The sequence below is a fragment of the Sporosarcina sp. FSL K6-5500 genome (assembly GCF_038005665.1).
Lineage (GTDB): Bacteria > Bacillota > Bacilli > Bacillales_A > Planococcaceae > Sporosarcina > Sporosarcina psychrophila.
On sequence record NZ_JBBOTP010000001.1, the window covers coordinates 1,660,892 to 1,685,906 of the forward strand.

Sequence of the window (25,015 nt, forward strand, 5' to 3'; positions counted from 1 at the left end):
TACGCTTTTCTTAAGGGGGAATATTGATGAATGTTGCACAATTTATACAAGCTTTAAAAGAACAAGGTATTGAATTGAGTGAAACGCAAATAGCTCAGTTTAACCAGTATTTTAAACTCTTGGTAGAGTGGAATGAAAAGATGAACTTGACAGCGATTACAGATGCGCCCTCAGTTTATTTAAAACACTTCTATGATTCTATATCCGCGGCTTTTTATATTAATTTGAATGAACCAAAAACAATTTGTGACGTAGGCGCGGGAGCTGGATTTCCAAGTATTCCTTTGAAAATTTGTTTTCCAAACTTAGACGTGACTATTGTGGATTCATTAAATAAAAGAATTGGTTTTCTGAAAGTATTAGCTGAAGAACTTCAGCTAGAAAATGTGCATTTCGTTCATGCAAGAGCTGAGGACTTCGGACAAGACTCCAAGTATCGTGAAAAGTTCGATATCGTCACTGCTCGTGCGGTTGCACGTCTGTCTGTCTTAGCTGAATTATGTATACCACTAGCTAAAAAAGGTGGAATCTTCATTGCGATGAAGGGAGCAGCCGCAGAAGACGAACTTTTAGATGCAAAAAAAGCACTTTCTGTTCTCGGGGCTACCATTAAAAAACAATACTCATTTATTTTGCCAATTGAAAATAGTGAACGAAATATCTTTGTTTTTGATAAAGAGAAAATCACTCCTAAAAAATATCCTCGTAAACCAGGCATTCCGAATAAAATGCCAATTCAGTGAACTGTTTCACGTGGAACAATGAGTAAAGAGGATATACTATCGCCATGCCGAATTAGTAGAATTAGGGAGCAGTATTGAAAAGGTGGTGCCGGGAATGAAAAGTCCGTTTTCACGATTTTTTGGGAGTGGAGATAAAGAATTAGATCCACTAGTAGTGGAAGAGGTTCATCACGAAGTAATTGAACAGGTGAAAATCGAGTTAATAAATCCAAATAAATTTCAACCGCGTACAATATTTTCTGAAGATAAGATTGAAGAACTTGCGAGGACAATCCATACGCATGGTGTCATTCAACCAATCGTCATTCGGAAAATGGGTGAAGAAAATTATGAAATCATCGCTGGAGAGCGTAGATATCGAGCAATGAAAAAATTGGGATGGTCGGAAGTACCGGCGATCATTCGAAACCTTGATGATAAAGAAACTGCATCCATTGCACTTATTGAAAACTTACAGCGTGAAGAATTGACTGCAATTGAAGAGGCATATGCCTATGAAAAACTTCTTGAACTTCATTCCTTAACACAGGAAGCGTTAGCGCAAAGACTAGGAAAAGGTCAGTCAACTGTTGCTAATAAATTGCGTTTACTGAAATTACCCGATGAAATCAAGAATGGAATATTAACAAAAGAAATATCGGAGCGACATGCAAGAGCACTTATTCCAATTAAGGACAGCGAATTACAGTCACAACTTTTTAAGGAAGTAATTGAACAGCAGTTGAATGTCAAACAACTAGAAGCCAGAATCTTTCAGGTTTTACACCCTCCAGAGAATGTAAAAGATAAAAAGACAGCACCTCGGAGAAAATCGGTAAGTAAAGATGTACGAATTGCTCTTAATACTATTAGACAATCACTAGTTCTCGTTACTAAAAGTGGGATAGATGTAAAAACAGAAGAAGAAGATTCAGATGATTTTTATATAATCACTGTTAAAATACCGAAAAAGAAATAAGAAATGTCCAAGTGCCTTGATAGACCTGAAAAACTTATACTTTCTTATTTTTTAACAAAAGACTCTTGCTTCACATAGCAAGAGTCTTTTTTCTACATATTTCTCTACAAAAAATGTTTTTTTTGTTAAACTAGAAGAAGTTACAAAATTGAAAGAATAAAAGAATAATAAAAGTGCAGGAAAGCAGGTGCAGGTGTGGGCAGAATTATAGCGATAGCCAATCAAAAGGGAGGCGTCGGAAAAACGACAACATCCGTAAATCTAAGTGCTTGCCTTGCTCATATAGGCAAAAAAGTTCTTTTGATTGATACCGATCCGCAAGGGAATGCAACGAGCGGGGTAGGCGTTAACAAGGGGGAAGTCCAACAATGCATTTATGATATTCTAATAGATGATGTTAATATAAAAGATGTCATTCGTTCGACTAAAGTAGAAAACCTTGATATCGTGCCGGCAACTATATCCCTAGCAGGCGCAGAAATTGAGCTAGTTTCAACTATATCCAGAGAAGTACGGATGAAACATGCTATTCAGGAAGCAAAAGATCTGTATGACTACATCATTATCGACTGTCCACCGTCACTTGGTTTACTAACAATAAATGCACTGACCGCGGCTGATTCAATTATCATCCCAGTCCAGTGTGAGTACTATGCGCTTGAAGGTTTAAGTCAACTACTAAGTACGATCCGGCTTGTTCAAAAACATTTAAATGAAGACTTAATGATTGATGGCGTCTTACTTACGATGTTCGATGCAAGAACAAATTTAGGGATTCAAGTTATAGATGAAGTGAAAAAGTATTTTCAAGATAAAGTATACAAAACGATTATTCCAAGAAATGTACGATTGAGTGAGGCACCGAGTCATGGAGAACCGATTATCATTTATGATTCAAGATCACGTGGTGCAGAAGTATACTTAGATCTGGCAAAGGAAGTGGTTCGCAATGGCTAAAGGTCTTGGAAAAGGATTAAATGCTTTATTTCCTGGAGAGTCACTAGCGAAAGTAGAGTCTGTCGAACACATTCATGTGAAAAGTATTAAGGCCAATCCGTACCAACCAAGGAAAGTATTTGATGAAAATGCTATTCAAGAGTTGAGTGCTTCCATTAAAGAACATGGTATTCTTCAACCAATTATTCTTCGGAAAATGGGAACGGCCTACGAAATTGTTGTAGGTGAGAGACGATTCCGTGCAGCACAAATGGCAGGCTTAACTGAAGTTCCAGCGGTTGTCCGTATCTTGACGGACGAAGAAACAATGGAGTTTGCGATTCTTGAAAACTTACAGCGGGAAGACCTAACGCCAATAGAAGAGGCTGAAGCTTATCAAAGCCTCATGGAAAATCTAGGTCTTACACAAGAACAACTAGCATTTAGACTCGGTAAAAGTAGACCTCACATCGCAAACCATGTCCGTTTACTTTCATTGCCTGAAAAAGTAAGAAATTATATTACTGCAGGTAAAATTTCTATGGGGCATGGTCGAACATTACTTGGTCTACGTAAGAAAGAACAAATCGCTCTAGTGGCAGAACGGCTACTAAGAGAAGGACTTAACGTCCGCCAATTAGAAAAGCTGGTTCAAAAAATGAATGAGGATGTTCCACGTGAAACTAAACCAGAAAAGCGTAAAGACTTATTCCTTGCCGAGCGGGAGTCAAATCTGCGTGATTATTTTGGGACAAACGTATCAATAAAGAAAACAAAGAATAAAGGTAAAATTGAAATCGAATTCTTCTCTGAAGATGATCTCGAACGTATTCTTGAATTATTGAACGAATAAGGATGCACCTATTTTGCCGACTGTGCAAAATAGGTTTTATTTTTAACTTTACTCAGCGGGAATCCAACCCCGCTGAATGAAGTTAAAGCCTCCGGCGGATGTCACAGATTTTGAAGGGAGTTAATTGAGCAAGCTCAATTAAAAATCTGGACGCAAATACGCCTCGACGTATTTGATTGAGAGGAAGTGAAAAAGTGATTTTATTTGGAACAGTTGTGAATGTTCTTTTAATAGTTGCAGGTGCGTTCATAGGAAGATTTCTACATAATATACCCGAGCGGATGAAAGAGACTGTCATGTATGGAATTGGGCTTGCGGTTGCTGTTATTGGCATACAAATGACTTTTGAAAGTACGCAAATACTGATTGTTATTATCAGTATTGTCGTTGGTGCAGTAATTGGTGAGTGGATGGATCTCGATAAGAAAGTGAATGATCTGGGACACTGGATGGAGAGCAAGATACCGGCAAGTGATAAAGGTCCGGGCATTGCGCAAGGGTTTGTTACAGCTACGTTGATTTTTGTTGTTGGATCGATGGCCATTATCGGTGCTATCGATAGCGGTCTGAGAAATGATCATGATGTCCTCGTCATGAAAGGGATTATTGATGGTTTCACTGCTATCATTTTAAGCTCAACGCTAGGTATTGGTGTCGCGTTTGCTGCAATTCCTGTATTTTTTTATCAAGGAATTATCACGTTATTTTCTACTCAAATAAGTCGCTTCGTTCCGGATGATTTACTGAACTTTTTCATCTCTGAAATGACAGCGACAGGTGGATTAATGATTTTGGCTATCGGTTTGAATTTAATTGGTTTGACTAAAGTGAGAGTTGCCAACCTGATTCCAGGTATCCTTGTTGTTGGAGTTGCTGTTACTATCGTACACTTCTTTTGATTTAAGACGCCCGTGTGCAAGTTGCAATGCCCGAGCAATAGTGCGGCTCATCTCGTATGGAAGGTAGAGGCGAGTACTTTGCAAAACGGCATGTTCCATGAACCCGGCGATATTGACTATGCCTTTAATGGATACGTCCCCAACTGGGGGTAGCTCCTTACCGACTGCCTTGCCAGGGTGTATAGGTCCACTATTGAAAAGTAATTGTCCGATAGAACTTACTTGTCCTAGGCATGCATCAATTGCTACGATGAAAGCAGTGGGATTAGTGAGTCTGGTTTCATCAATATGCTGTTGTAGATTTAAGGCATGTAATGGACTTTCCAATGTCCCGATTACAGTGAATGGGAACAGGGGAGACTCGGATAGGAAAGAACCGGTAAGTGGCCCTAGCGAGTCACCGGTAGATCGATCGGTTCCGATGCAGAAAAAAGTGAGATCTTGGGTTTCGAATGGAATGTGCTGGAGGAATAATGTACTGAGTTTCCAAACGGCACCCGTTTCCTTATGGTGAATGCGATAATCATATGGTGTAGAAAGAGTAGATCGCATGAAAAAACTCCATTTCTTTTTTTTATAACTCAGTCTACGCTCGCAAGTGATTTATTATACGAAAGGAAGAGGATTGTGGCAGTAACTATAAATGAAGACTTTGAAAAGTTGAAAGAAGATGCTGAAGAAGTAGGTAACATACTATTTAGTTCGAAAACTTGGTTTGATCTTGGCATGCTAGGACTTAAAGTAATCTTCATTATCTTGCTATCCATTATTGTAGTGAAAATAGGTAAAAGCGTTATTCGCCGCGCATTCAAGGTGAGACTGAAAGGCGCTTTACGTCATACAGAGCGCCGTGAAACAACATTAGTTAAGCTGCTTCAAAATACATTGTCATATGTCGTCTATTTCGCAGCAATTCTAGCAATCCTTTCTGCTTTTACAATCAATGTTACAGGAATTCTTGCAGGGGCTGGAGTGTTAGGTCTGGCAGTCGGTTTTGGTGCCCAAAGTCTTGTGAAGGATATTATCAGCGGTTTCTTCATCATTTTTGAAGATCAATTTTCTGTGGGTGATTATGTACAAATTGGTTTAACAGTTGGAACGGTTGAAGAAATTGGTTTACGTACGACAAAAATTAGTGCGTATGGCGGGGAAGTACATATCATCCCGAACGGAAATATTTCAGAGGTCGTGAACTACTCAATTAATAATTCACTGGCTATAGTGGATATTAGACTTGGATATGAAACAGACATCGCGAAAACGGAAAAACTGTTGGAAGAGTATCTTGCAAATTTATCTGTTGGATATGAAGCGCTGATATCACAGCCAATTATCGTAGGCGTACAAGATTTGGGAGCATCTGAAATTATCATGAGAATTACAGCAGAAACCCAGCCTGTGATGCAATACGCAATTGCAAGGCAATTACGCAGGGACTTGAAAGTATTCCTGGATCAGAATGGTATTGAAATACCATATCCAAAAATGGTTATGTATCAACCGAAAAATGAGGTGTAGATAAATGGTGGAAAAAGTTTTTGGGTTAAATGATATTGTTGAGATGAAAAAGCAGCACCCGTGTGGGACGAACTCTTGGAAAATTATTCGAATGGGGGCAGATATTCGAATTAAATGCGAAGGATGTGGCCATAGCGTAATGATTCCGCGCAATGAATTTGCGAAGAAGATGAAAAAGTTGCTTGTAAAGGCTGAATCTTAAGCTGTTCAGATTCCAGGCGTTCCGCTAGCAGATGGACAACTAGGCCTGCTGTCCTTATAATGGAAGAGTTGCATATGGAATGTATGAGTAAAAGAATGAACATATAAATGAAAGGTTGTGGAACGAATGGCATTAACAGCTGGAATCGTCGGTCTACCAAACGTAGGTAAATCTACACTATTCAATGCGATTACAAAAGCGGGGGCAGAGGCGGCAAACTATCCGTTCTGTACAATTGATCCGAACGTTGGAATCGTTGAAGTACCTGATGAAAGACTAGATAAACTTACAGAACTAGTAACACCGAAAAAAACAGTACCGACTGCATTTGAGTTTACAGACATCGCAGGAATTGTTGAAGGAGCAAGCAAAGGTGAAGGGCTAGGGAATAAATTCCTTATGCACATCCGTGAAGTGGATGCAATCTGTCAGGTTGTCCGTTGCTTCGTAGACGAAAATATAACACATGTAGCTGGTAAAGTTGATCCAATCGATGATATCGAAATCATCAATCTTGAATTGATTCTTGCAGATATGGAAGCCGTTGAAAAACGATTGGCACGTGTTACCAAAATGGTGAAACAGAAAGATAAAGTTGCAATGGCAGAAGAGCCAATCTTGATTAAATTAAGAGAAGCATTTGAAAATGAAAAACCTGCTCGTTCTGTTGAGTTTACTGATGAGGAACTTATCCTTGCAAAAGGGATGAACCTTTTGACGATTAAACCGATGCTCTATGTAGCAAACGTTGCGGAAGATGAAGTTGCAGATGCAGACAATAATGAAAATGTTAAAGCTGTCCGCGCATTTGCAGAAAAAGATAGCGCACAAGTAATTGTTGTTTGTGCAAAAATCGAAGAAGAAATGGCTGAACTTGAAGATGATGAAAAAGCGATGTTCCTTGAAGAGTTGGGTATCAAGGAATCGGGCCTCGATCAACTTATCAAAGCATCTTATAAGCTTCTTGGCTTTGCAACATACTTCACAGCGGGCGTACAAGAAGTTCGTGCGTGGACATTCCGTAAAGGGATGAAGGCACCGCAATGTGCTGGAATCATTCACACTGACTTCGAACGCGGCTTCATCCGTGCCGAAACAGTGGCATATGATGACCTAGTTGCAACAGGTTCAATGGCTGCTGCAAAAGAGGCAGGAAAAGTTCGTCTTGAAGGAAAAGAGTACATTGTTAAAGACGGCGACGTTATGCTGTTCCGTTTTAACGTTTAAGTACGAATAAATGCTACTTTGGAATGTTACATTCCAGTACGTCTGTTGCTTAGCCAAAAGTAACCAGCAAATAACTTGATCACACTGGGTGCTACGTGCAACGTTGTACTTGGATTGCTTTGGTTTGAACGACTACTCTATCATTATCGAGATGTCTGGATGTGTAGGGATGCGACTTGGTCGCATCCCTACACATTTTTTTCGGTAATCGTATGGTGGTCCTTCTTCCGTCGCGCTCCCAATTCATAAGTATACGTAGTTCTGAAGCTTTTTGGGAAGAAAGAATAGCTGGCTTCTTAACTGGAGAAAAGCCGCCAAAGATGCAATTTTAGCGGCTGATGCTTTCTATATAGTTTTTTCTTGTTTTTATTAAAGAAGTGTCACTTTCTAGTATGCATCACATGATTAGATGTATACTTTTTGTTAAAAGTAAGCAAGAAGCACATTATACAACGTGCAAGAGTGCCCGAAGATGCAATTTCGGGCACTTACACTCGCCATAGAATGTCATCTACTCTTTTCTTCCAAAACAACTGCATTTTACACTTGAACATTGTAGGTACGCGACAGGCAACTAGCCACACTAGGACACCTCAGTAAATCTGACATGAATAGTTCCCCGAAAGCGAGCCGAAAATAGTCCAGTGAAAATAGAGGATATCAAGCCCTTCTCACCAGCATTTCATATAAATAAATGGTTAATCAGCAGACCTAACATTCCAGAGGGGCATTTTTATTTTTCAATGTAGTTCTCCAATTCAATTCCCTTGTCAGGCGAATAGACATAAAGTTTCGGTAATTCAGGATCATCTTTCACAACCCAATCGTCGGGCAGTTCTTTCAACTCCTTATACATAGCGAAGTCGCCAGCTGCCCCGCCTATCAATAAAGCAGACAGGCTGACTAGCAAACCACTTCCAATATAAAGACCGATAACGGCTGGAAGAATACCTGTCGTCCAAAAAGGGAGCAGTAGCGCTTTTCGTATAGCACGGTTTGTCATAAGTTGATCGGTTGTCGCATACGCGATGCCCATTTTTAGATTAACTCCAACAATCATCTTTTTCCATGGGACATCACCAAATACACGGAAGCCAAGCAGGTGAAATAATTCATGCAGAATGATCAGCAGGATATAGCCTATAATGAAAAAAACAACTGTCCATAAGCTAAGTGAAAACGAAAAATCTCTTTCAATAACAATTTTAAGAAACCATAATAAAAGGAAAGCACTTGCAGTTAAAACTAGGCTGCTCTTAGCCACTTTTGGTAAATCAATCTCAATTATTTTGTCGGGTACAGGAAATTCATTCAATGAAAATCACCTCTATTCAAAAGTATACAAGAAAATAGTTGAAAGATGAATGGAACTGTGCTAATATGTACTGATGTGAGTAATATAATTACTTACTCCTTGCCCGCTGAAATCAGCAGGGCCCAAGTCCATAAGGAGGTGACTACAGATGAGAAAGTACGAAATTATGTACATTATCCGCCCAACAGTAGAAGATGAAGCGAAAAAAGCGTTGATTGAACGTTTTGACGAAGTTCTTCTTTCTAACGGTGCAGAAAACATCGAGTCGAAAGAGTGGGGCAAGCGCCGTCTTGCTTACGAAATCGACGATCTACGTGAAGGTTTCTATCAACTAATTAAGTTGAATGCCGAAACTAAAGCAATCGATGAATTTACACGTCTTGCGAACATCAACGAAGATATTCTTCGTCATATGACTGTCCGCATTGAAGATTAATCCATATATGAATAATGAACAGGTGAAACTTACAAAATGATGAGGGAGGTTGAATTCTAATGATTAACCGAGTTGTTTTAGTAGGGCGATTGACAAAAGATCCTGAACTCAAGTATACACAAACCGGTATCGCTGTTACACGTTTTACGTTAGCAGTAAACCGAGCTTTTCAAAGCGCTTCAGGCGAACGAGAAGCTGATTTCATCAGTTGTGTTGCTTGGAGAAAACAGGCTGAAAACGTTGCAAACTTCTTGAAAAAGGGAAGTCTTGTCGGAGTAGATGGCCGTATTCAGACGGGCAGCTTTGAAGGACAAGATGGAAAGCGTGTTTATACTACAGAAGTTGTAGCAGACAGCACACAATTTCTCGAACCGCGCAATGCATCTGGCGAAAATAGATCGGGAGCTGGCGGTGGGGCACCTTACCAAGGTTCTCAACAAAGCGAACAACCGAGCTATCAGAATCAGCAGTCAAACCAACAATACAAACAATCTAACCAGCAATCTCAACAGCCTAATCAGCAAAATTACACACGTACTGACGATGATCCATTCTCGACAGGCGGAGGCCCGATAGAAGTATCGGACGACGACCTGCCGTTCTAAGAATCTACCCGTCATTATAAGGGTTTCGAGAAGCAAGCAGTGCTAGGAAACGAGTGAGTGAACACCGGAGCGTGCTTTGGCACGTGAGGATGTGAATGAGCGAAGTTGACAACGCAATGCGCCGCTTATCGTAAGCCGAATATGAATTAAGTAAGGAGGGGAACAACTATGGCACCACGTCGTGGAGGAAAGAGACGCCGTAAAGTTTGTTATTTCACATCAAACAACATTACTAAAATCGATTATAAAGATACAGATATGCTTAAGAAATTTATTTCTGAGCGTGGAAAAATCTTGCCTCGCCGGGTAACTGGTACAAGCGCGAAGTATCAGCGTAAACTGACACTTGCAATCAAACGCTCACGTATCATGGCACTTCTTCCATTCAGTTCGGAAGAAAGATAATTTTATTTAGATAGACCGCCTCGTCAGACCGACACAACCGGTATGGGGGCGGTCTTTTTATTCGGGTAAAAGAAGTACATATGTTCTTGGTTTGGTTTAAAAACAATAATCATGATACAATTGAAGCAACTATCCATAGTAATTGGAAGTTAGAAGTATGGATAGAATTAGTCGTCCAACGAAAGACCGGAGGAATCTATATTATGCAAGACAATGCAAGGAAAATTACGTACGGAGCAATGATGATTGCGCTATTTGCAATCTTGCTTGCGGTATCGTTATATACGCCATTTCTCGGAAATGTCACTATGTTCTTTATTGCGTTACCGATTATTTTGTACAGATTGAAATACGACAGGAATTCGTCCCTTCTTACATTGGCGGCCGGTATCGTGTTGTCATTATTAATCGGAGGTATTCTACTCGTTCCAATCGCTTTCGTCCATGGAATTCTTGGATTCATTATCGGAGAAACCATTGTGAGGGGCAAATCAAAGTTATATATCTTCATGGCTTCTGGACTCACTCTACTTATCACGGGGATGGGCGTTTATGTTGGGGCTGTCCTTTTCTTCGGATTCAATATGATTGATGCATTAATGACGGTTATGGAGGAAACTAAAGAGCAGATGAAGTCGTTCATGGCTAACTATGGCGGCGTACCGGATGGCTATGATGAAATCGTTACATCAACGTTTCAGATGTACGAGTACACAATTCCATCTATCTTCATCATAAGTATTTTCATGTTAGCTTTCATTCTTCTCACGCTAAACCTTGGAGTTGCCAAGCGACTGGGATTTGAAGTACCCAAGTTTCCACCATTCCGTGAAATGAAACTACCAATGATTGCGGTGATTTTGTACGGGGCAATTCTTCTTATTACGCTCTTTGCAGGTGTGAAGCCGGGCACTAATCTATATCTGATTACCGTCAACGCAACTACTGTTTTGAGATTCTTGTTTCTACTGCAAGGTGTTTCACTTATCCATTACTATGTAAATGAAATGAAGTTACCGAAAGTAGCGACAGTTGTGGCCACGATTTTTGCACTAATGCTGGCTCCGATAACGACGATGCTCGGGATACTTGATACGGGAGTGAATCTACGTGCCTGGCTTAGAAAAGACAAGTCAAAATAAGGGGATGGGACAATGACGTCATTTTTTAGAAAAAGAGCAATACGCTATCCGTTGACGGTATTGTCGATTCTGGGCGTGATGGCGGCAGTGCTCCTGCTCTTATTCCAGTTTTGGCCTGGACTTCTTTTCTCCGTCTTATTTATAGTTACAATGGGATTTACATGGAAAATGGAAGAACAGACTTATATCGAAACAGAGAAACATATCGAAACATTATCGTACAGGATGAAGAAAGTCGGAGAAGAAGCACTTCTTGAATTGCCGATTGGAATTATCCTTATTAATGAAAAAAATATTGTTGAGTGGGCTAACCCGTACGCAGCAAAAGTATTTGCACATCAGGAAACCCTTATCGGAGATGACTTGTTCGATCTATCTGGACAGTTTCATGCGATCTTAAAAAATGAAAAGATAGAAAATAATGTTTTGACGATTGGAGAACAATCGTATAAGGTTTTTTATAAAGCAGAAGAAAAACTTATTTATTTATTTGATATTACGGAGCAACTAGTGATGGAGACTCTTTATTATGCAGACCGTACAGTTCTCGGTATTATTCTTGTCGATAATTATGATGAAGTATCACAGGCAATGGACGATCAGACAAGAAGTCAGCTTAATTCATTGGTAACCTCACTTGTAAATAGCTGGGGAACAACAAATGGGATATTTGTAAAACGAATTGCGACTGATCGTTTCTTGGCTGTCTTTAACGAGGCAACATTGGCTGATTTGGAAAAAACAAAATTCTCGATTTTAGATGACATTCGTGAAACAACTGCTAAGCAGAGTACGGCACTGACACTAAGTATAGGTGTGGGTGTGGGATCTACTTCATTAATCGAATTGGGCGAACTGGCACAGTCGAGTTTAGATCTTGTACTGGGACGCGGCGGTGATCAAGTGGCCATCAAACGTTCTGACGGGAAGTTGAAATTTTATGGCGGTAAAACAAATCCCGTTGAAAAAAGGACCCGTGTTCGTGCAAGAGTCATCTCACATGCGTTGCGAGATCTTATTCAAGGCAGTGATAAAGTATTTATCATGGGTCACAAAATGCCTGACATGGACGCAATCGGTGCAGCAATTGGTGTTCGGAAAATGGCCCGCAAGAATAATATTGAGGGATATGTAGTCGTCAATTTCAATGAACTTGATGGAAGCGTAACACGGCTTATGGACGAAATTAGGCGTGATACGGATCTGTTCAATCAATTCATCACGCCCGATGAGGCGCTTTCGATGATTACAGAGAAATCATTGATCATTGTTGTTGATACGCATAAACCGAGTATGGTCATTGATGAACGAGTTATCGATAAAGCAGAGAAGGTTGTCGTCATTGATCACCATCGACGTGGAGAAGAGTTTATCAAGAACACGATGCTTGTCTACATGGAACCATATGCGTCATCCACTGCGGAGCTCGTAACCGAATTAATTGAATACCAGCCTAAACAAGAAAAACTTACGATGCTTGAATCGACAGCCCTTCTAGCGGGTATTATCGTCGATACGAAAAGCTTCACACTCCGCACAGGGGCAAGGACGTTCGAAGCAGCATCGTATCTGCGAACCAATGGAGCAGATACAATACTCGTTCAGCGCCTGTTAAAAGAGGATATCGCTACTTATGTCCTGAGGTCTAAATTGATTGAAACCGTTGAATTGTCCGATGCGGGGATTGCCATTGCAAAAGGAGAGAACCAAGTCGTTTATGGTTCTGTTTTGATAGCTCAAACGGCTGATATTCTTCTTACAATGCAAGGCGTCGCAGCTTCATTCGTCATTGCATCCCGTTCAGATGGTAAAATAGGAATAAGCGCCCGTTCTCTCGGTGAATTGAATGTTCAACTCATCATGGAAGAACTTGGAGGCGGCGGCCATTTGACGAATGCAGCATGCCAGCTCGATGTTGAGTCTGTGGAAGCAGCAAAAGAAATGTTAACAGCTGTACTGAATACAAAGATGGAAAGGGGAAATTCATAATGAAAGTGATCTTATTGAAAGACGTAAAAAGTATTGGAGCAAAAGGTGATGTGAAAGAGGTATCTGTGGGGTACGCACAAAACTTCCTACTGAAAAATAAATTGGCGGTTGAAGCAACGCCAGGGAATATTAGCAGACTTGAAGGTCAAAAAAATCGGGTCGCTAAAGATGCAGCAGAAGAATTAGCAGAAGCAAAAGAGCTAAAAGAGCAAATTGATAAAATTACGGTAGAAATGAAAGCTAAATCTGGTGAAGGTGGAAGGCTATTTGGTTCAATTACAACAAAACAAATTGCTGAAGCATTAAATAAAACTGAAGGTATAAAAGTGGACCGTCGTAAAATGGAATTACCGGATGCAATCCGTGCACTTGGCTTCACGAATGTTCCAATCAGAATTCATCCAGACGTGACGGCAACACTTAAAGTACATGTAGTGGAAGAAGGATAAGGAGAGATTGGGTAGATGAATCAGATGATTGATCGCGTCCCACCACATAATAATGAAGCGGAGCAGTCGGTTATCGGGGCAATTTTCCTTGAACCACAAGCGCTCATTACAGCGGCAGAACTTCTTATGCCAGAAGATTTCTATAGGATGGCGCATGAGAAAATCTTCCAAACGATGATTATTCTAAGTGACAAAGGTCAGGCAATTGACGTTGTCACGGTCACGGAAGAACTATCTGCTAAAAAAGAACTGGAAGATGTCGGCGGTATTTCGTATTTGATGGAGATCGCCAACTCCGTTCCAACAGCAGCTAACATTGTGCATTATGCCCGTATCGTTGAAGAGAAAGCACTTTTACGGCGGCTTATCCGTGTGGCTACTTCAATCGTTGAAGACGGTTACGCGCGGGAGGACGAAGTAGAGGCACTCTTAGCTGAAGCGGAAAAGAAAATGATGGAAGTATCCAACCGGAAAAATGCTGGGGATTTTCGTCATATTAAAGACGTCCTCGTTGAAACGTATGACAGTATCGAACTTCTTCATACGCAAAAAGGTGATGTTACAGGTATTCCAACAGGTTTCCGGGATTTAGATAAAATCACAGCCGGTTTTCAGCGCAATGACTTAATCATTGTTGCCGCGCGTCCGTCTGTTGGTAAGACCGCATTCGCATTGAACGTGGCGCAAAATGTTGCGACTAAAACCGATGAAAACGTCGCAATCTTTAGTTTGGAGATGGGTGCGGAGCAGCTCGTTATGCGGATGCTTTGTGCGGAAGGTAATATTGATGCACAAGTGCTTCGTACAGGTGCTCTTGAAGCGGAAGACTGGCGTAAACTTACGATGGCAATGGGTAGCCTTTCAAATGCCGGTATTTTCATCGATGATTCGCCGGGTATCCGTGTCAATGACATTCGTTCTAAATGCCGTCGCTTGCAACAGGAGCACGGCTTGGGCATGATAATGATTGACTATATGCAACTGATTGCAGGAAGCGGCACTAAGCCCGGTGAAAACCGGCAGCAGGAAGTTTCAGAAATCTCCCGTTCGTTGAAATCACTTGCGAGGGAATTGAAAGTACCGGTTATTGCACTGTCTCAGCTGTCACGTGGTGTTGAGCAACGCGTGGATAAGCGCCCGATGATGTCCGATCTCCGGGAATCAGGGAGTATTGAGCAAGATGCGGATATCGTTTCATTCCTCTACCGTGAGGACTATTATGATAAAGAAACAGAAAATCAGAATATGATTGAAATTATCATAGCCAAACAACGGAATGGTCCAACAGGTACAGTAACCCTTGCTTTTGCAAAGGAATACAACAAATTTGTCAATATTGACTGGAGTCAGCACGAATCTCCGGATTATTGATAAACACAAACATTATTTCGGGTCTTTGGAAATAACACCATCAAATAGAGAAAGACGTCTTGTGATACCGAGGTTTCCCGGTAGACAAGACGTCTTTCTTTTTTATCGAAAAATACCTGAAAGTGACGTAGCAAAGTCGAAACAATGAAAAATAAATTGTCGAATAGAACGCTAAATGTATAAATAGCAAGGTAATAGTCGAGTAATGTGATAGAAAAGAAAGTTAAGAGAACCCTCTATCATTACAAAATTAATAGTTAATAAATGGATGCTATTCTACATTCTCATTACAAAGTCCTATAATGCTACAAGAATGGTACCGGATATGTTAAATTAGAGAGGCGTGAAAATTTGCATACTGTAAATGATCTATATCAGTCTTCTGATTGAAATATGGAGGGAGTTTCATATATGTTTTTCAAAAGAAATAAACAGGACGAAACAAAAAAAGCATTACCCAAATTTATTCGTCCTTTCAAAAAGACTCAAAAGATCCTCGTTCTGACAATGATCTTAGCGGGACTTGGGGTAAATTCAGGTTTTGCGAATGAAGAGGAGAGTAAGGACCTCTCGACCATATTCCATATCTATTCAAAAGGGGAATATGTGGGTGTTATAGCTGATCAAGAAAAGCTGGAAGAATTGAAAGAAGAAGAGCTGAAAAAAGCAGCCTCTGAATTTAAGAATCTTCCGCTTACAATAGGAACAGATTTATCGGTGATTCCAGAGCGGGTATTTACAGCAGAAACAGACGATGACATTGTCCTAGAAAAACTTCATGGAATGCTGTCCGTGGAAGCGGAAGCAATCGGCGTTTTAATTGACGAAGAACTGGCATTCTACGTTAATGATATGACCACGTATAATGAAGTGATTCGCGAGTTGAAATTACAATCTGTTTCTGAGAAGAAGCTTAATGAATTCGAAGCCCGCAAAGCTTCTTCTGAACCAATACCCCCTTTGAAAGAAGATGAAACGCGTATCGTAAACATCTTAATTAGCGGTGAGATGCAGGCGGTACCGGGGAATGTATCTCCAAAAGAGGTAAGAAGTACAGAAGAAGCCATGGTTCTCCTTAATAAAGGGACACTTGAGGAGAAGAAGTATGTAGTAAGTTCAGGTGATGTCCTTGGATCAATTGCTGCCGCTCACAATATGGCAACGGCTAAATTGGTAGAAATAAATCCAGGATTTACAGTAGATAAGGTTCTTAGATTAGGCGACGAGCTCAATGTTACGGCTATTGAACCGTACGTAGAAGTGGAAGTTCATTATGAAACGAAAACAAAAGAAGCTATTAAATATGCAACTTTAACTGAAGAAGACAGTTCCTTATTTAAAGGCGAAAAGAAAGTAACAAAGAAAGGTTCTGACGGGGAAAAAATTGTTACAGAACTTATTCGTAAACGAAATGGTCAAACGATAGGCAGGTCTGTTTCTGAGGAAAATATTATTGCTGAAGCAGTAGACAAAGTGACGGTTGTCGGAACGAAAGTGATTCCTTCAAGAGGATCAGGTACATTCATTTGGCCTGCATCTGGAGGATATGTTTCTAGTCAAATGGGTACTCGCTGGGGTAGGACGCATCAAGGTATTGATATCGCACGTCCATCCTCGTATGGAATTGTAGCAGCAGATAATGGAGTTGTTACAACTACAGGATCGCACAGCACATATGGAAATCGGGTTGTCATCACACATAACAATGGCTATGAAACCTTGTATGCCCATCTCTCTTCAATTGAGGTCAGTGAGGGACAAACTGTATCACAGGGAACAAAAATTGGTGTAATGGGGTCGACAGGTCGTTCAACGGGTGTCCATCTTCATTTTGAAGTATTCAAGAACGGTTCCAATATTAACCCCATGAGCGTGTTAAGATAATTAGATAACCAAAGACGATACACATGTTGTATCGTCTTTTTTTAACGTTTAGACTCCGGCGACTCGAGGGATAGAACTATATTCCTCCTACTCGTCGGGTCTACCAAGGCGCTTACTTTTTTTGAATGTTCCATTCGACAATATTCGGGGTTTATTGCCCGGGAAATAGTGAGAGTGCTAGGAGAAGATGGCGACTTTGATGCGACAGTAGAAACGTGCGAAGCGTCGCGAAGAATGATAGAGTAAAAGGACACTGATAGAGGCGCCAACAGGGCGAGATGGGGGAAGATAAAATGCAAAACAAAGTAATTTTAATTGTTGATGATGAAAAACCAATTGCTGATATACTTGAATTTAATCTAAAAAAAGAAGGTTTCACTGTTTTTTGTGCATACGATGGAGATGAGGCGCTTGAAAAGGTAGAAGAAGTTAAGCCTGATCTAGTACTTCTTGATATTATGCTACCGAAGCGGGATGGTATGGAAGTATGCCGAGAAATCCGAAAAAAATATGACTTCCCGATTATTATGTTAACAGCGAAAGACTCGGAAATTGATAAAGTACTTGGTTTGGAACTTGGAGCAGATGATTACGTCACCAAACCATTTGGAACACGTGAGCTCATTGCTCGTGTGAAAGCAAATCTACGCAGACATATGAAATCTGTTGAGGAAGAGCAAGAAGGGGCTACAAATGACATTACAGTCGGCAACCTGATTATTCAGCCAGATGCTTACCTTGTTCTAAAAAGAGATGAAAAAATTGAACTGACACATAGGGAGTTTGAACTTCTTCACTATCTTTCGAAGCATATTGGACAAGTTATGACGCGTGAGCACCTCTTACAAACAGTATGGGGTTATGATTACTTTGGAGATGTGAGAACTGTAGATGTAACAATCCGTCGTTTGCGCGAAAAGATTGAAGATGCACCAAGTAATCCAACGTGGATTGTGACAAGACGTGGCGTTGGCTATTACTTACGTGACCCAGAACAGGAGTAACTATCATGCAAAAAGTTGGTTTTTTCCGATCTATCCACGTTAAATTTGTCTTAATCTATGTGATGCTGATTTTAATTGCAATGGAAATAATCGGGCTGTACTTTGCACGCGAGCTCGAACAGAACATGAAATCTAACTTCACAACATCGATTGATGATAGGATGAGTTTGGTCGAATTCAGTGTGCGTGAAGAAATGATGAAAAAACGAGCTGCGGACGACCCGATGACACTTGAGAAGAGTCTTCAGGCCGTCCTTTCGAGTTTTAAATCGGAAGATATCAATGAAGTACGAGTTATTAATGCGGGGAATATTATTCTTGCAACATCAGCCTTAAATAATATATCTATGGTTGGACAGCGTTCGGCGGACGACATTGTGAGGAAGTCAAATGCGTCGAAAACTCCATATGACATTATTAATCTTGACCGGAAAACAGGCAATCGAATTTTGGTTCGTGCAACGCCTATTGTTGTTGGAGATGAAGTGAAAGGCATACTTTATCTTGAGGCAAACATTGAAAAGGTGTTTAAACAAATCGATGAAGTAAATCGTATTTTAGCCGGCGGGGTAGCTGTTTCGTTGTCTATTACAATCATTCTTGGTATTTTAATCGCACAGACGATGACAAGACCAATATCTGATATGAGGCGCCAGGCTCAAGCGATGGCGAAAGGGAATTTCTCGCGAAAAGTTCGCGTATATGGAAATGACGAAATGGGCCAACTTGCAATAGCCTTCAATCATTTAACGAACCAATTACAAGAGTCTCAGTCATCGACTGAAAGTGAACGGCGGAAACTGGCTTCCGTATTAGAGAATATGACTGATGGCGTTATTGCAACTGATCGAAAAGGTCGCGTCAGCCTTATTAATGACTCCGCACTTCTTATGCTAAGACTAACACGGGATTTGGTCTTGAACCGACCGATATCTAGCATCCTTGGATTTGAGCAGGAGTATGCATTTGAGGATTTAATCCAAGTAAAGGAATCCATTGCACTGGATTTCAGTACGGAAGATCAGCCTTATATTTTACGAGCGAATTTTTCCGTTACACAAAGAGAAACTGGTTTTGTGAATGGTCTTATTGTTGTCTTACACGATAATACAGAACAAGAGAAAATCGATATGGAAAGACGTGAGTTTGTTTCAAATGTATCGCATGAATTGCGTACGCCACTTACAACAATGCGCAGTTATTTGGAGGCGCTTGCTGACGGGGCGTGGAAGAATGAGGAGATTGCACCATCCTTCCTTCACGTAACACAGACTGAAACTGAGCGGATGATTCGTCTTGTTAACGATTTGTTGAAGCTATCACGCATGGACAGCAGAGACTATGACTTGAATAAAGAATGGGTTGAATTCAACTATTTTTTCAAATCAATCATTGGTCGATTTGAATTTTCGAAGTCTCAAGAAGTCCAGTTTATACGCCTTCTCTCTTCCTCCGAACTGTTTGTTGAAATCGATACGGATAAGATGACCCAGGTGCTAGATAACATTATTTCAAATGCGTTAAAATACTCACCGGACGGCGGAGATATCCGTTTTGGCATTACAATGTCCGAAGACTTTATTAAAGTAATGATTTCGGATGATGGTATGGGAATACCACAGGCGAACGTTAAACGTATTTTTGACAGATTCTATCGAGCAGATCGAGCAAGATCCCGTGCGATGGGCGGTACAGGACTAGGTCTTGCAATTGCCCGTGAAATGATTTTGGCGCACGGAGGAGAAATATGGGCAGAAAGCGAAGAAGGAAAAGGAACGACAATATTCTTTACGTTGCCGTTTGAACTTCAGGAGGACGGTGAGTGGGGTTGAAATATGTTGAAACTGTCAAATCGATTGTACTTATCCTACTTGTCGCTCTCAGTATCATACTAACATTTTCTATTTGGACGTACTCACCGCGTTATGAAACCATTGAGCAGTTCCCGCCCGTAGATATTTCTATAGGCGATAAAAAGAGAATTGATGAAATTATAAAACCATATAAAATGGTCTTTAATTTTGACGATGCTTTGAAAGGAACAACTGATTCAGATAAAATCGATCGTATTATGGAAGAGATAACGGACTGGAAAATAACAGAAATCACCACAGTGGAAGAAAACTTTACTTCAGAGGGTATAAGTACTTTGCTACGGAAGCCTAACCGGTTTACAGTGTTCTTTCAAAGTGAAATTCCTTTGTCTGTCTATGACAGCGTTTTGAAAATTGAAGCACCGACGCCCGAGATTTCATTTAACCAGATTGTGGTTGAATGGAAGCCGGACAATACTGCGATGACTGTCTACTTCGTGAGCAAAGAAAACAAGAAGCTTTATAGCGCAAAAGTGAAGGCAGAGGATTATCAAAGTCTCGATAATTCAATATTAACAGTCGGGCGAGAACTTCAAGAATACAGAGAAGTAAACCCTGATAGTTCTTCCTATCTCGTAGTCTCAGTAGAGCCTGTGGAAACGATTAAGTACACTTTTCTGGAGGATGAAGTATCCATTAATAAATTCCGTGATGCATTGTTCAGTGATGTAAATGCAGTACGGAATAGCCAAGTGGGAATTCATGTTGAAGAACTTGCTGACGATCATGCAATGATGAATGTTTATACGGAGAAGAAAACACTGAACTATGTTTCACCAAATGCAGAAAGTCAAGAACTTGCAATACCCTCAGAGTTACTGATAAATACAGTCAACTTTGTTAATGAACACGGCGGATGGACAGACGAATTTAGATTTACGTACATGGATGCCGAGACCCGATCAGTAAGATTCCGGTTATATCTGCACGGATTACCTGTCTATACAGATTCCAGTTCTTCTGCTGAAATTCTGCCGAAGTGGGGAAAAAATCGGATATATAGTTATGCAAGACCGTACTATAGACTCAATTCTTCAAATCCAGCAAAATCAGAAATTGAACTTCTTCCACCAGGCATTGATATTGCCGAAAGTCTTAGAAAATCGGATAAGTTGGATATTGGTGCTGTCGAGGAAATTACTCCGGGTTACTTTATGAAATATAAGCCAGGACTTTTCATCATGGAGCCGGCCTGGTTTTACTTGATTAATGGTAATTGGAACCGCTTTTCACCTGAAATTTTAGGAGGTGAACTGATTGGATTGGAATAAGTCGAAAACGATATTTATTATCGTATTTTCAATCGTGAACGTTTTCCTTTACTTACTTTATGTGGACAAGGTTACAGATGCGCAAAATGTTCAGGTGATGGGGAAAACACCAATCGAGGAATTGCTGAAGATGGACAACGTTACGTATGATCAACTACCGCCCTATAAAAACGATCCGTCTTATGTGTCCGCAAAGTCTATGATATTTATAGATGAACAGATAAACAAACTTGAAAATCAAAAAGTCGAAATCTCAGACGAAACATTTCTTCAATCAAAATTGGACGATCCTGTCAGTGTGATGAATACGAAAGGCGATTTTGATTTTACGGAGATTCTCGCTAAGTATGTATTAAACGGTGCTGAGTACGAACTTTGGGACGTAGATGAAGAGGCGCAGGAAGCATTGCTTTTTCAGAAAGTGAAGGACAATCCCATTTATTTTAGTAGTAATGCGAAGCTGGTATTGCATTGGAATGACAAGGGGGAGGTTACAAACTATGAGCAAAGTATGCTGCATGAATTCGGTACCTTTAATCGTAAAAAAGATCTTCTTTCCCCTATAGAGGCAATCGGTAATTTGTATTCAAACGGGCACTTGAAACAAGATTCCAAGGTAAAGTCTATGAAGCTCGGTTATTCGACACATGTTCAAGTATCGGAAACCCAAGTGTTTGCTCCGACATGGCATGTACGTGTAGAATTGAAGGATGGGGTAAAAGAAGATTACTTCATCAATGCAATTGAAGGTATGATTATAGAATTCCAGCAAGAACCGTTGGAAGAAGAGAATGAATAAGGGGTTTTTGCAATGCGTTTTAGTGTCCTCGCAAGCGGCAGTAGCGGCAATGCGGTATTTATAGAGAGTGATGAACATACCTTTCTCGTGGATGCGGGATTTAGTGCGAAGAAGATGGACAGTTTAATGGCTGGCATTGATCGTTCTATGAAAAAAGTTGACGGTATCTTTGTAACGCACGAGCATAGTGACCATATAAAAGGGATTGGTGTTGTCGCACGGAAATATGGCACACCAATTTATGCGAATGAAAAAACATGGCAGGCGATGGACGGTCTTGTTGGCAATATTCCGCTAGAGCAGCGCTTTCAATTTGATATGGAAACGGTAAAATCATTTGGTTCACTCGATGTTCAGTCATTTGCTGTCTCGCATGATGCAGCTGATCCGATGTTTTATGTTTTCCATGAGAATGGCCGAAAATTGGCGGTCATTACAGATACAGGTTATGTGAGTGATAGGATGAAAGGGTTCATCCGCGGTGCAGATGCTTTTGTCTTTGAAAGCAATCATGATGTTAGTATGCTGCAGGTAGGACGCTATCCTTGGTCCGTCAAACGACGAATTCTGAGTGATGTTGGACATGTATCTAACGAAGATGCTGCAGTTGCAATGAGTGAAGTTGTCGATCAAAAAGATACGAGAATCTATCTATCACATTTAAGTAAAGATAATAATATGAAAGATCTTGCAAGGATGAGTGTTACACAGACGCTGGAAACATGCGGTATCAGGACAGGTGAATTTGTTCATCTCTATGATACAGATGCAGATCAGCCGACTGAACTTGTCACAGTATAGAGTAATGTCTCTAGCCTTACCTTCAGGGGATTGTATAAAAACCTTGCTAAGGTAAGGTTTTTTATTTTGAAACGGTTGAAATAGGGTAATGTTAACTACAATGACATCATCATTAGAGAGGGAGAGGCGTATGGACGAACTAAATCAGAATCAGGCGAATGGAGAGCCGCAACCTTCTGCTCCTATGCCGGAAAGTACAGCGCGACATAGTCAAAAGCCGCCAAAAAGAAGAGGCGGATTCATATCCGGCTTCATTGGAGTTGTAATCGGTGCATTACTTGTATGGTTCATCATGCAAGGCGAAAGTAGTACAAAGGAACAGTCGCTGGTTAATGGCTCGGAGCAGAAGGTCGATGCTATGCAAACAGAACGCATATCTCTTGATGTAAATAACGACGTTACTGACATTGTCGAGAAAGTGGCGGATTCAGTCGTTGGCGTAACGAATTTGAAGACAATTAGTGATCCTTGGTCGCCTGTAGAAACGACAAGGGAAACAGGTTCAGGTTCGGGTGTCATTTATAAAAAACAAGGGGACAAAGCATATATCGTAACGAATCATCACGTTATAGAAGGTGCACAAGAACTTGAAATTACTTTCGATGATGGTTCGAAGACAGACGGAAAAATCGTTGGTAGCGATATGTGGACTGACTTAGCTGTCATTGAAATTGACGCTAAACTTGTTAAAACAGTTATTGATTTTGGGGATTCAGATGCTTTGAAACGCGGTGAAACGGTCATTGCAATTGGTAATCCGCTCGGTCTCGGTTTTTCAGGTTCGGTAACCGTTGGCGTTGTATCCGGAAAAGATCGTTCGATTCCAATTGATTTTGATGAAAATGGCACAGTAGATTGGTTTGCAGATGCCTTACAAACCGATGCCGCCATTAATCCTGGTAACTCGGGAGGCGCGTTAATTAACCTTGCTGGCCAGCTTATTGGCATCAATTCCATGAAAGTATCGGAAGCAACGGTTGAAGGAATCGGACTTGCGATCCCCATCAATCTTGCAATGCCGATTATCGATCAACTTGAAGAACATGGTGAAGTAAACCGTCCGACAATGGGGGTTACATTACTCGATCTTCGAAGTATACCAGCTCAACAACAACGGGAAATGCTAAAGTTACCGGTGGATGTAACAGACGGGGTTGTCATCAATGAAGTAATGAGCAATTCTCCTGCCCAACTTGCTGGTGTAAAGCAGTATGATGTCATCGTTGAAATGGATGGCGAAAAAATTGAGGACATGGTCACCTTGCGTAAACATCTGTATAATTCGAAAGAAGTAGGCGACACAATGCAAATGAAAGTGTATCGCGATGGTCAATTGCTTGAAATTGAAATGGTGTTAAAAGACGGTAACTCATTCTAGTAATAAAAATTATACACAGATTACCATGAAAAACTTATCCACAACGGGTATAATAGCTAACAGCTAGCTATTATACCCGTTTTTTTATTGTATTCGCTGTTTGTGGATAAATCTAAATATTTGTGAATAACTTTGTGTGAAATAAAAAAGCTGAAAGTTGGGATAGAAATGAATACTTATAGCTGTGAAACTCATATAAACCATGCTTTAGACGTTTTTGTAGCGGAGCAAGGAAAGTTTCCAATCATGGAAGTTGTATCGGAGGAAGAAAAGTTATCCACAAAATGCAACTACTGTGAAGAGCCTTCGATATATGTTGTGGCGAACAAATAGTCGGACACAAGATGTAGATAAGTGTTGTGGATATGTGCATAAGTTTTGTTTGTAATAAATAAAAAAGGGTGGATAACTTGTGAATATAACGATTGTGACAGTAGGTAAATTAAAAGAGAAGTATTTAAAAATGGGCATTGAGGAATTCTCAAAACGATTAGGCGCGTATGCAAAAGTTAATATAGTCGAAGTAGCGGATGAGAAAGCACCTGAATCATTAAGCGACGCCGATATGGAAATTGTGAAGAAAAAAGAAGCGGAGCGAATTCTGGCGAAATTTGGGTCGGATACGTATGTGATTGCACTTGCGATTGAAGGTAAGATGAAGACGTCAGAAGAGCTAGCGGCGGATTTAGAGTCATTGATGACGTACGGACGTAGTAAGGTGGCATTTGTTATTGGTGGATCACTAGGACTGCATGACAGTGTGATAAAACGTGCGGATGAATTACTGTCCTTTTCGAAAATGACGTTTCCACATCAGATGATGAAGCTGATATTGTTGGAGCAGGTATATAGGGCTTTCAGGATAATGAAGAACGAACCGTATCATAAGTAAAAGAGATTTTTTATATGAAATGAGAGATAAAAATAACGTAACGTATAGATCCTGATTTTTAACT

26 protein-coding genes are annotated in these 25,015 nt (G+C 40.5%); 24 read left to right on the forward strand and 2 right to left on the reverse strand.

The window, feature by feature from the left end; all coding sequences use genetic code 11:
- Window positions 1–26 precede the first annotated feature (26 nt).
- The 5 genes from rsmG (at window position 27) to MKX62_RS07690 (ending at window position 4,389) form a co-directional block, all read left to right on the forward strand.
- Window positions 27–743 carry a 16S rRNA (guanine(527)-N(7))-methyltransferase RsmG gene (rsmG, locus tag MKX62_RS07670; protein ID WP_067204096.1) on the forward strand — a complete coding sequence of 239 codons (717 nt, stop codon included), beginning with the start codon at window positions 27–29 and terminating at the stop codon, window positions 741–743.
- A gap of 94 nt (window positions 744–837) precedes the next feature.
- Complete coding sequence (noc, locus tag MKX62_RS07675; protein WP_067204099.1) at window positions 838–1,701, forward strand: nucleoid occlusion protein; 864 nt, start codon at window positions 838–840, stop codon at window positions 1,699–1,701.
- A 195-nt stretch (window positions 1,702–1,896) separates the two neighbouring features.
- Complete coding sequence (locus tag MKX62_RS07680) at window positions 1,897–2,658, forward strand: ParA family protein (protein WP_067204101.1); 762 nt, start codon at window positions 1,897–1,899, stop codon at window positions 2,656–2,658.
- Window positions 2,651–3,490 carry a ParB/RepB/Spo0J family partition protein gene (locus MKX62_RS07685; RefSeq protein ID WP_338654397.1) on the forward strand — a complete coding sequence of 280 codons (840 nt, stop codon included), beginning with the start codon at window positions 2,651–2,653 and terminating at the stop codon, window positions 3,488–3,490. The genes MKX62_RS07680 and MKX62_RS07685 overlap by 8 nt, the downstream gene beginning before the upstream one ends.
- Before the next feature lie 194 nt (window positions 3,491–3,684).
- A complete protein-coding gene (locus MKX62_RS07690; RefSeq protein ID WP_187046283.1) occupies window positions 3,685–4,389 on the forward strand; it encodes a DUF554 domain-containing protein in 705 nt (234 codons plus the stop codon).
- Here MKX62_RS07690 and yyaC read toward each other — a convergent pair.
- Window positions 4,300–4,941 (reverse strand): spore protease YyaC, encoded by a 642-nt coding sequence (yyaC, locus tag MKX62_RS07695; protein WP_340741134.1) that lies wholly within the window; start codon window positions 4,939–4,941, stop codon window positions 4,300–4,302. The two genes, MKX62_RS07690 and yyaC, sit on opposite strands and share 90 nt — an antisense overlap.
- Window positions 4,942–5,016: 75 nt before the next feature.
- On the opposite strand from yyaC, the gene MKX62_RS07700 reads away from it, so the two are divergent.
- The 3 genes from MKX62_RS07700 to ychF all read left to right on the forward strand — a co-directional run bounded on the left by MKX62_RS07700 (window position 5,017) and on the right by ychF (window position 7,336).
- On the forward strand, window positions 5,017–5,907 hold the full coding sequence (locus tag MKX62_RS07700; RefSeq protein ID WP_340741135.1) for a mechanosensitive ion channel family protein: 891 nt from the start codon (window positions 5,017–5,019) through the stop codon (window positions 5,905–5,907).
- A 4-nt stretch (window positions 5,908–5,911) separates the two neighbouring features.
- On the forward strand, window positions 5,912–6,109 hold the full coding sequence (locus MKX62_RS07705; RefSeq protein ID WP_340741136.1) for a DUF951 domain-containing protein: 198 nt from the start codon (window positions 5,912–5,914) through the stop codon (window positions 6,107–6,109).
- A 126-nt stretch (window positions 6,110–6,235) separates the two neighbouring features.
- Window positions 6,236–7,336 carry a redox-regulated ATPase YchF gene (ychF, locus tag MKX62_RS07710; RefSeq protein WP_340741137.1) on the forward strand — a complete coding sequence of 367 codons (1,101 nt, stop codon included), beginning with the start codon at window positions 6,236–6,238 and terminating at the stop codon, window positions 7,334–7,336.
- A 733-nt stretch (window positions 7,337–8,069) separates the two neighbouring features.
- Here the strand turns inward: ychF and MKX62_RS07715 are convergent.
- Complete coding sequence (locus tag MKX62_RS07715) at window positions 8,070–8,651, reverse strand: DUF3267 domain-containing protein (RefSeq protein ID WP_340741138.1); 582 nt, start codon at window positions 8,649–8,651, stop codon at window positions 8,070–8,072.
- A gap of 148 nt (window positions 8,652–8,799) precedes the next feature.
- Here MKX62_RS07715 and rpsF point away from each other — a divergent pair, with 148 nt between their 5' ends.
- The 16 genes from rpsF (at window position 8,800) to rlmH (ending at window position 24,951) form a co-directional block, all read left to right on the forward strand.
- On the forward strand, window positions 8,800–9,087 hold the full coding sequence (gene rpsF / locus MKX62_RS07720) for a 30S ribosomal protein S6 (protein WP_067204117.1): 288 nt from the start codon (window positions 8,800–8,802) through the stop codon (window positions 9,085–9,087).
- 59 nt (window positions 9,088–9,146) lie between these two features.
- Complete coding sequence (gene ssb, locus MKX62_RS07725; RefSeq protein ID WP_067204120.1) at window positions 9,147–9,692, forward strand: single-stranded DNA-binding protein; 546 nt, start codon at window positions 9,147–9,149, stop codon at window positions 9,690–9,692.
- A gap of 168 nt (window positions 9,693–9,860) precedes the next feature.
- Window positions 9,861–10,097 (forward strand): 30S ribosomal protein S18, encoded by a 237-nt coding sequence (gene rpsR, locus MKX62_RS07730; protein ID WP_067204122.1) that lies wholly within the window; start codon window positions 9,861–9,863, stop codon window positions 10,095–10,097.
- An 86-nt stretch (window positions 10,098–10,183) separates the two neighbouring features.
- On the forward strand, window positions 10,184–11,239 hold the full coding sequence (locus MKX62_RS07735; RefSeq protein WP_340741139.1) for a YybS family protein: 1,056 nt from the start codon (window positions 10,184–10,186) through the stop codon (window positions 11,237–11,239).
- A gap of 12 nt (window positions 11,240–11,251) precedes the next feature.
- Window positions 11,252–13,228, forward strand: a complete 1,977-nt coding sequence (locus tag MKX62_RS07740) for a DHH family phosphoesterase (protein ID WP_340741140.1) — start codon at window positions 11,252–11,254, stop codon at window positions 13,226–13,228.
- On the forward strand, window positions 13,228–13,677 hold the full coding sequence (gene rplI / locus MKX62_RS07745) for a 50S ribosomal protein L9 (RefSeq protein ID WP_187046287.1): 450 nt from the start codon (window positions 13,228–13,230) through the stop codon (window positions 13,675–13,677). Before MKX62_RS07740 ends, rplI begins: the two co-directional genes overlap by 1 nt.
- A gap of 15 nt (window positions 13,678–13,692) precedes the next feature.
- On the forward strand, window positions 13,693–15,048 hold the full coding sequence (dnaB, locus tag MKX62_RS07750) for a replicative DNA helicase (protein WP_067204134.1): 1,356 nt from the start codon (window positions 13,693–13,695) through the stop codon (window positions 15,046–15,048).
- Between the two features lie 411 nt (window positions 15,049–15,459).
- On the forward strand, window positions 15,460–16,932 hold the full coding sequence (locus MKX62_RS07755; protein ID WP_340741141.1) for a M23 family metallopeptidase: 1,473 nt from the start codon (window positions 15,460–15,462) through the stop codon (window positions 16,930–16,932).
- A 293-nt stretch (window positions 16,933–17,225) separates the two neighbouring features.
- Window positions 17,226–17,936, forward strand: coding sequence for a response regulator YycF (gene yycF / locus MKX62_RS07760; protein WP_067204140.1), 711 nt, complete (start codon window positions 17,226–17,228; stop codon window positions 17,934–17,936).
- A gap of 5 nt (window positions 17,937–17,941) precedes the next feature.
- On the forward strand, window positions 17,942–19,768 hold the full coding sequence (gene walK / locus MKX62_RS07765) for a cell wall metabolism sensor histidine kinase WalK (protein WP_187046289.1): 1,827 nt from the start codon (window positions 17,942–17,944) through the stop codon (window positions 19,766–19,768).
- A complete protein-coding gene (locus MKX62_RS07770; protein ID WP_187046290.1) occupies window positions 19,759–21,081 on the forward strand; it encodes a YycH family regulatory protein in 1,323 nt (440 codons plus the stop codon). Before walK ends, MKX62_RS07770 begins: the two co-directional genes overlap by 10 nt.
- Window positions 21,068–21,880 (forward strand): two-component system regulatory protein YycI, encoded by an 813-nt coding sequence (locus MKX62_RS07775; RefSeq protein ID WP_067204150.1) that lies wholly within the window; start codon window positions 21,068–21,070, stop codon window positions 21,878–21,880. Before MKX62_RS07770 ends, MKX62_RS07775 begins: the two co-directional genes overlap by 14 nt.
- Before the next feature lie 12 nt (window positions 21,881–21,892).
- Window positions 21,893–22,681 (forward strand): MBL fold metallo-hydrolase, encoded by a 789-nt coding sequence (locus MKX62_RS07780; protein ID WP_067204153.1) that lies wholly within the window; start codon window positions 21,893–21,895, stop codon window positions 22,679–22,681.
- Window positions 22,682–22,811: 130 nt separating this feature from the next.
- Complete coding sequence (locus MKX62_RS07785) at window positions 22,812–24,059, forward strand: S1C family serine protease (RefSeq protein WP_231885746.1); 1,248 nt, start codon at window positions 22,812–22,814, stop codon at window positions 24,057–24,059.
- Window positions 24,060–24,227: 168 nt separating this feature from the next.
- Entirely contained in the window at window positions 24,228–24,392 is a 165-nt protein-coding gene (locus MKX62_RS07790) for a CxxH/CxxC protein (protein ID WP_082786443.1), read from the forward strand.
- A gap of 79 nt (window positions 24,393–24,471) precedes the next feature.
- Window positions 24,472–24,951: a 23S rRNA (pseudouridine(1915)-N(3))-methyltransferase RlmH gene (gene rlmH / locus MKX62_RS07795; RefSeq protein ID WP_067204158.1), complete on the forward strand. Its 480-nt coding sequence runs from the start codon at window positions 24,472–24,474 to the stop codon at window positions 24,949–24,951.
- The last annotated feature ends 64 nt before the right edge of the window (window positions 24,952–25,015 follow it).

What these genes read in the sequence shown, in the direction of transcription:
- yycF (WP_067204140.1), top strand. Translation starts at nt 17,226, where the DNA reads ATGCAAAACAAAGTAATTTTAATTGTTGATGATGAAAAACCAATTGCT.
- MKX62_RS07790 (WP_082786443.1), top strand. Translation starts at nt 24,228, where the DNA reads ATGAATACTTATAGCTGTGAAACTCATATAAACCATGCTTTAGACGTT.
- MKX62_RS07780 (WP_067204153.1), top strand. Translation starts at nt 21,893, where the DNA reads ATGCGTTTTAGTGTCCTCGCAAGCGGCAGTAGCGGCAATGCGGTATTT.
- rpsF (WP_067204117.1), top strand. Translation starts at nt 8,800, where the DNA reads ATGAGAAAGTACGAAATTATGTACATTATCCGCCCAACAGTAGAAGAT.
- ychF (WP_340741137.1), top strand. Translation starts at nt 6,236, where the DNA reads ATGGCATTAACAGCTGGAATCGTCGGTCTACCAAACGTAGGTAAATCT.
- walK (WP_187046289.1), top strand. Translation starts at nt 17,942, where the DNA reads ATGCAAAAAGTTGGTTTTTTCCGATCTATCCACGTTAAATTTGTCTTA.
- yyaC (WP_340741134.1), bottom strand. Translation starts at nt 4,941, where the DNA reads ATGCGATCTACTCTTTCTACACCATATGATTATCGCATTCACCATAAG.
- MKX62_RS07685 (WP_338654397.1), top strand. Translation starts at nt 2,651, where the DNA reads ATGGCTAAAGGTCTTGGAAAAGGATTAAATGCTTTATTTCCTGGAGAG.
- noc (WP_067204099.1), top strand. Translation starts at nt 838, where the DNA reads ATGAAAAGTCCGTTTTCACGATTTTTTGGGAGTGGAGATAAAGAATTA.
- MKX62_RS07755 (WP_340741141.1), top strand. Translation starts at nt 15,460, where the DNA reads ATGTTTTTCAAAAGAAATAAACAGGACGAAACAAAAAAAGCATTACCC.
- rpsR (WP_067204122.1), top strand. Translation starts at nt 9,861, where the DNA reads ATGGCACCACGTCGTGGAGGAAAGAGACGCCGTAAAGTTTGTTATTTC.
- MKX62_RS07785 (WP_231885746.1), top strand. Translation starts at nt 22,812, where the DNA reads ATGGACGAACTAAATCAGAATCAGGCGAATGGAGAGCCGCAACCTTCT.
- dnaB (WP_067204134.1), top strand. Translation starts at nt 13,693, where the DNA reads ATGAATCAGATGATTGATCGCGTCCCACCACATAATAATGAAGCGGAG.
- rplI (WP_187046287.1), top strand. Translation starts at nt 13,228, where the DNA reads ATGAAAGTGATCTTATTGAAAGACGTAAAAAGTATTGGAGCAAAAGGT.
- ssb (WP_067204120.1), top strand. Translation starts at nt 9,147, where the DNA reads ATGATTAACCGAGTTGTTTTAGTAGGGCGATTGACAAAAGATCCTGAA.
- MKX62_RS07740 (WP_340741140.1), top strand. Translation starts at nt 11,252, where the DNA reads ATGACGTCATTTTTTAGAAAAAGAGCAATACGCTATCCGTTGACGGTA.
- MKX62_RS07705 (WP_340741136.1), top strand. Translation starts at nt 5,912, where the DNA reads ATGGTGGAAAAAGTTTTTGGGTTAAATGATATTGTTGAGATGAAAAAG.
- rsmG (WP_067204096.1), top strand. Translation starts at nt 27, where the DNA reads ATGAATGTTGCACAATTTATACAAGCTTTAAAAGAACAAGGTATTGAA.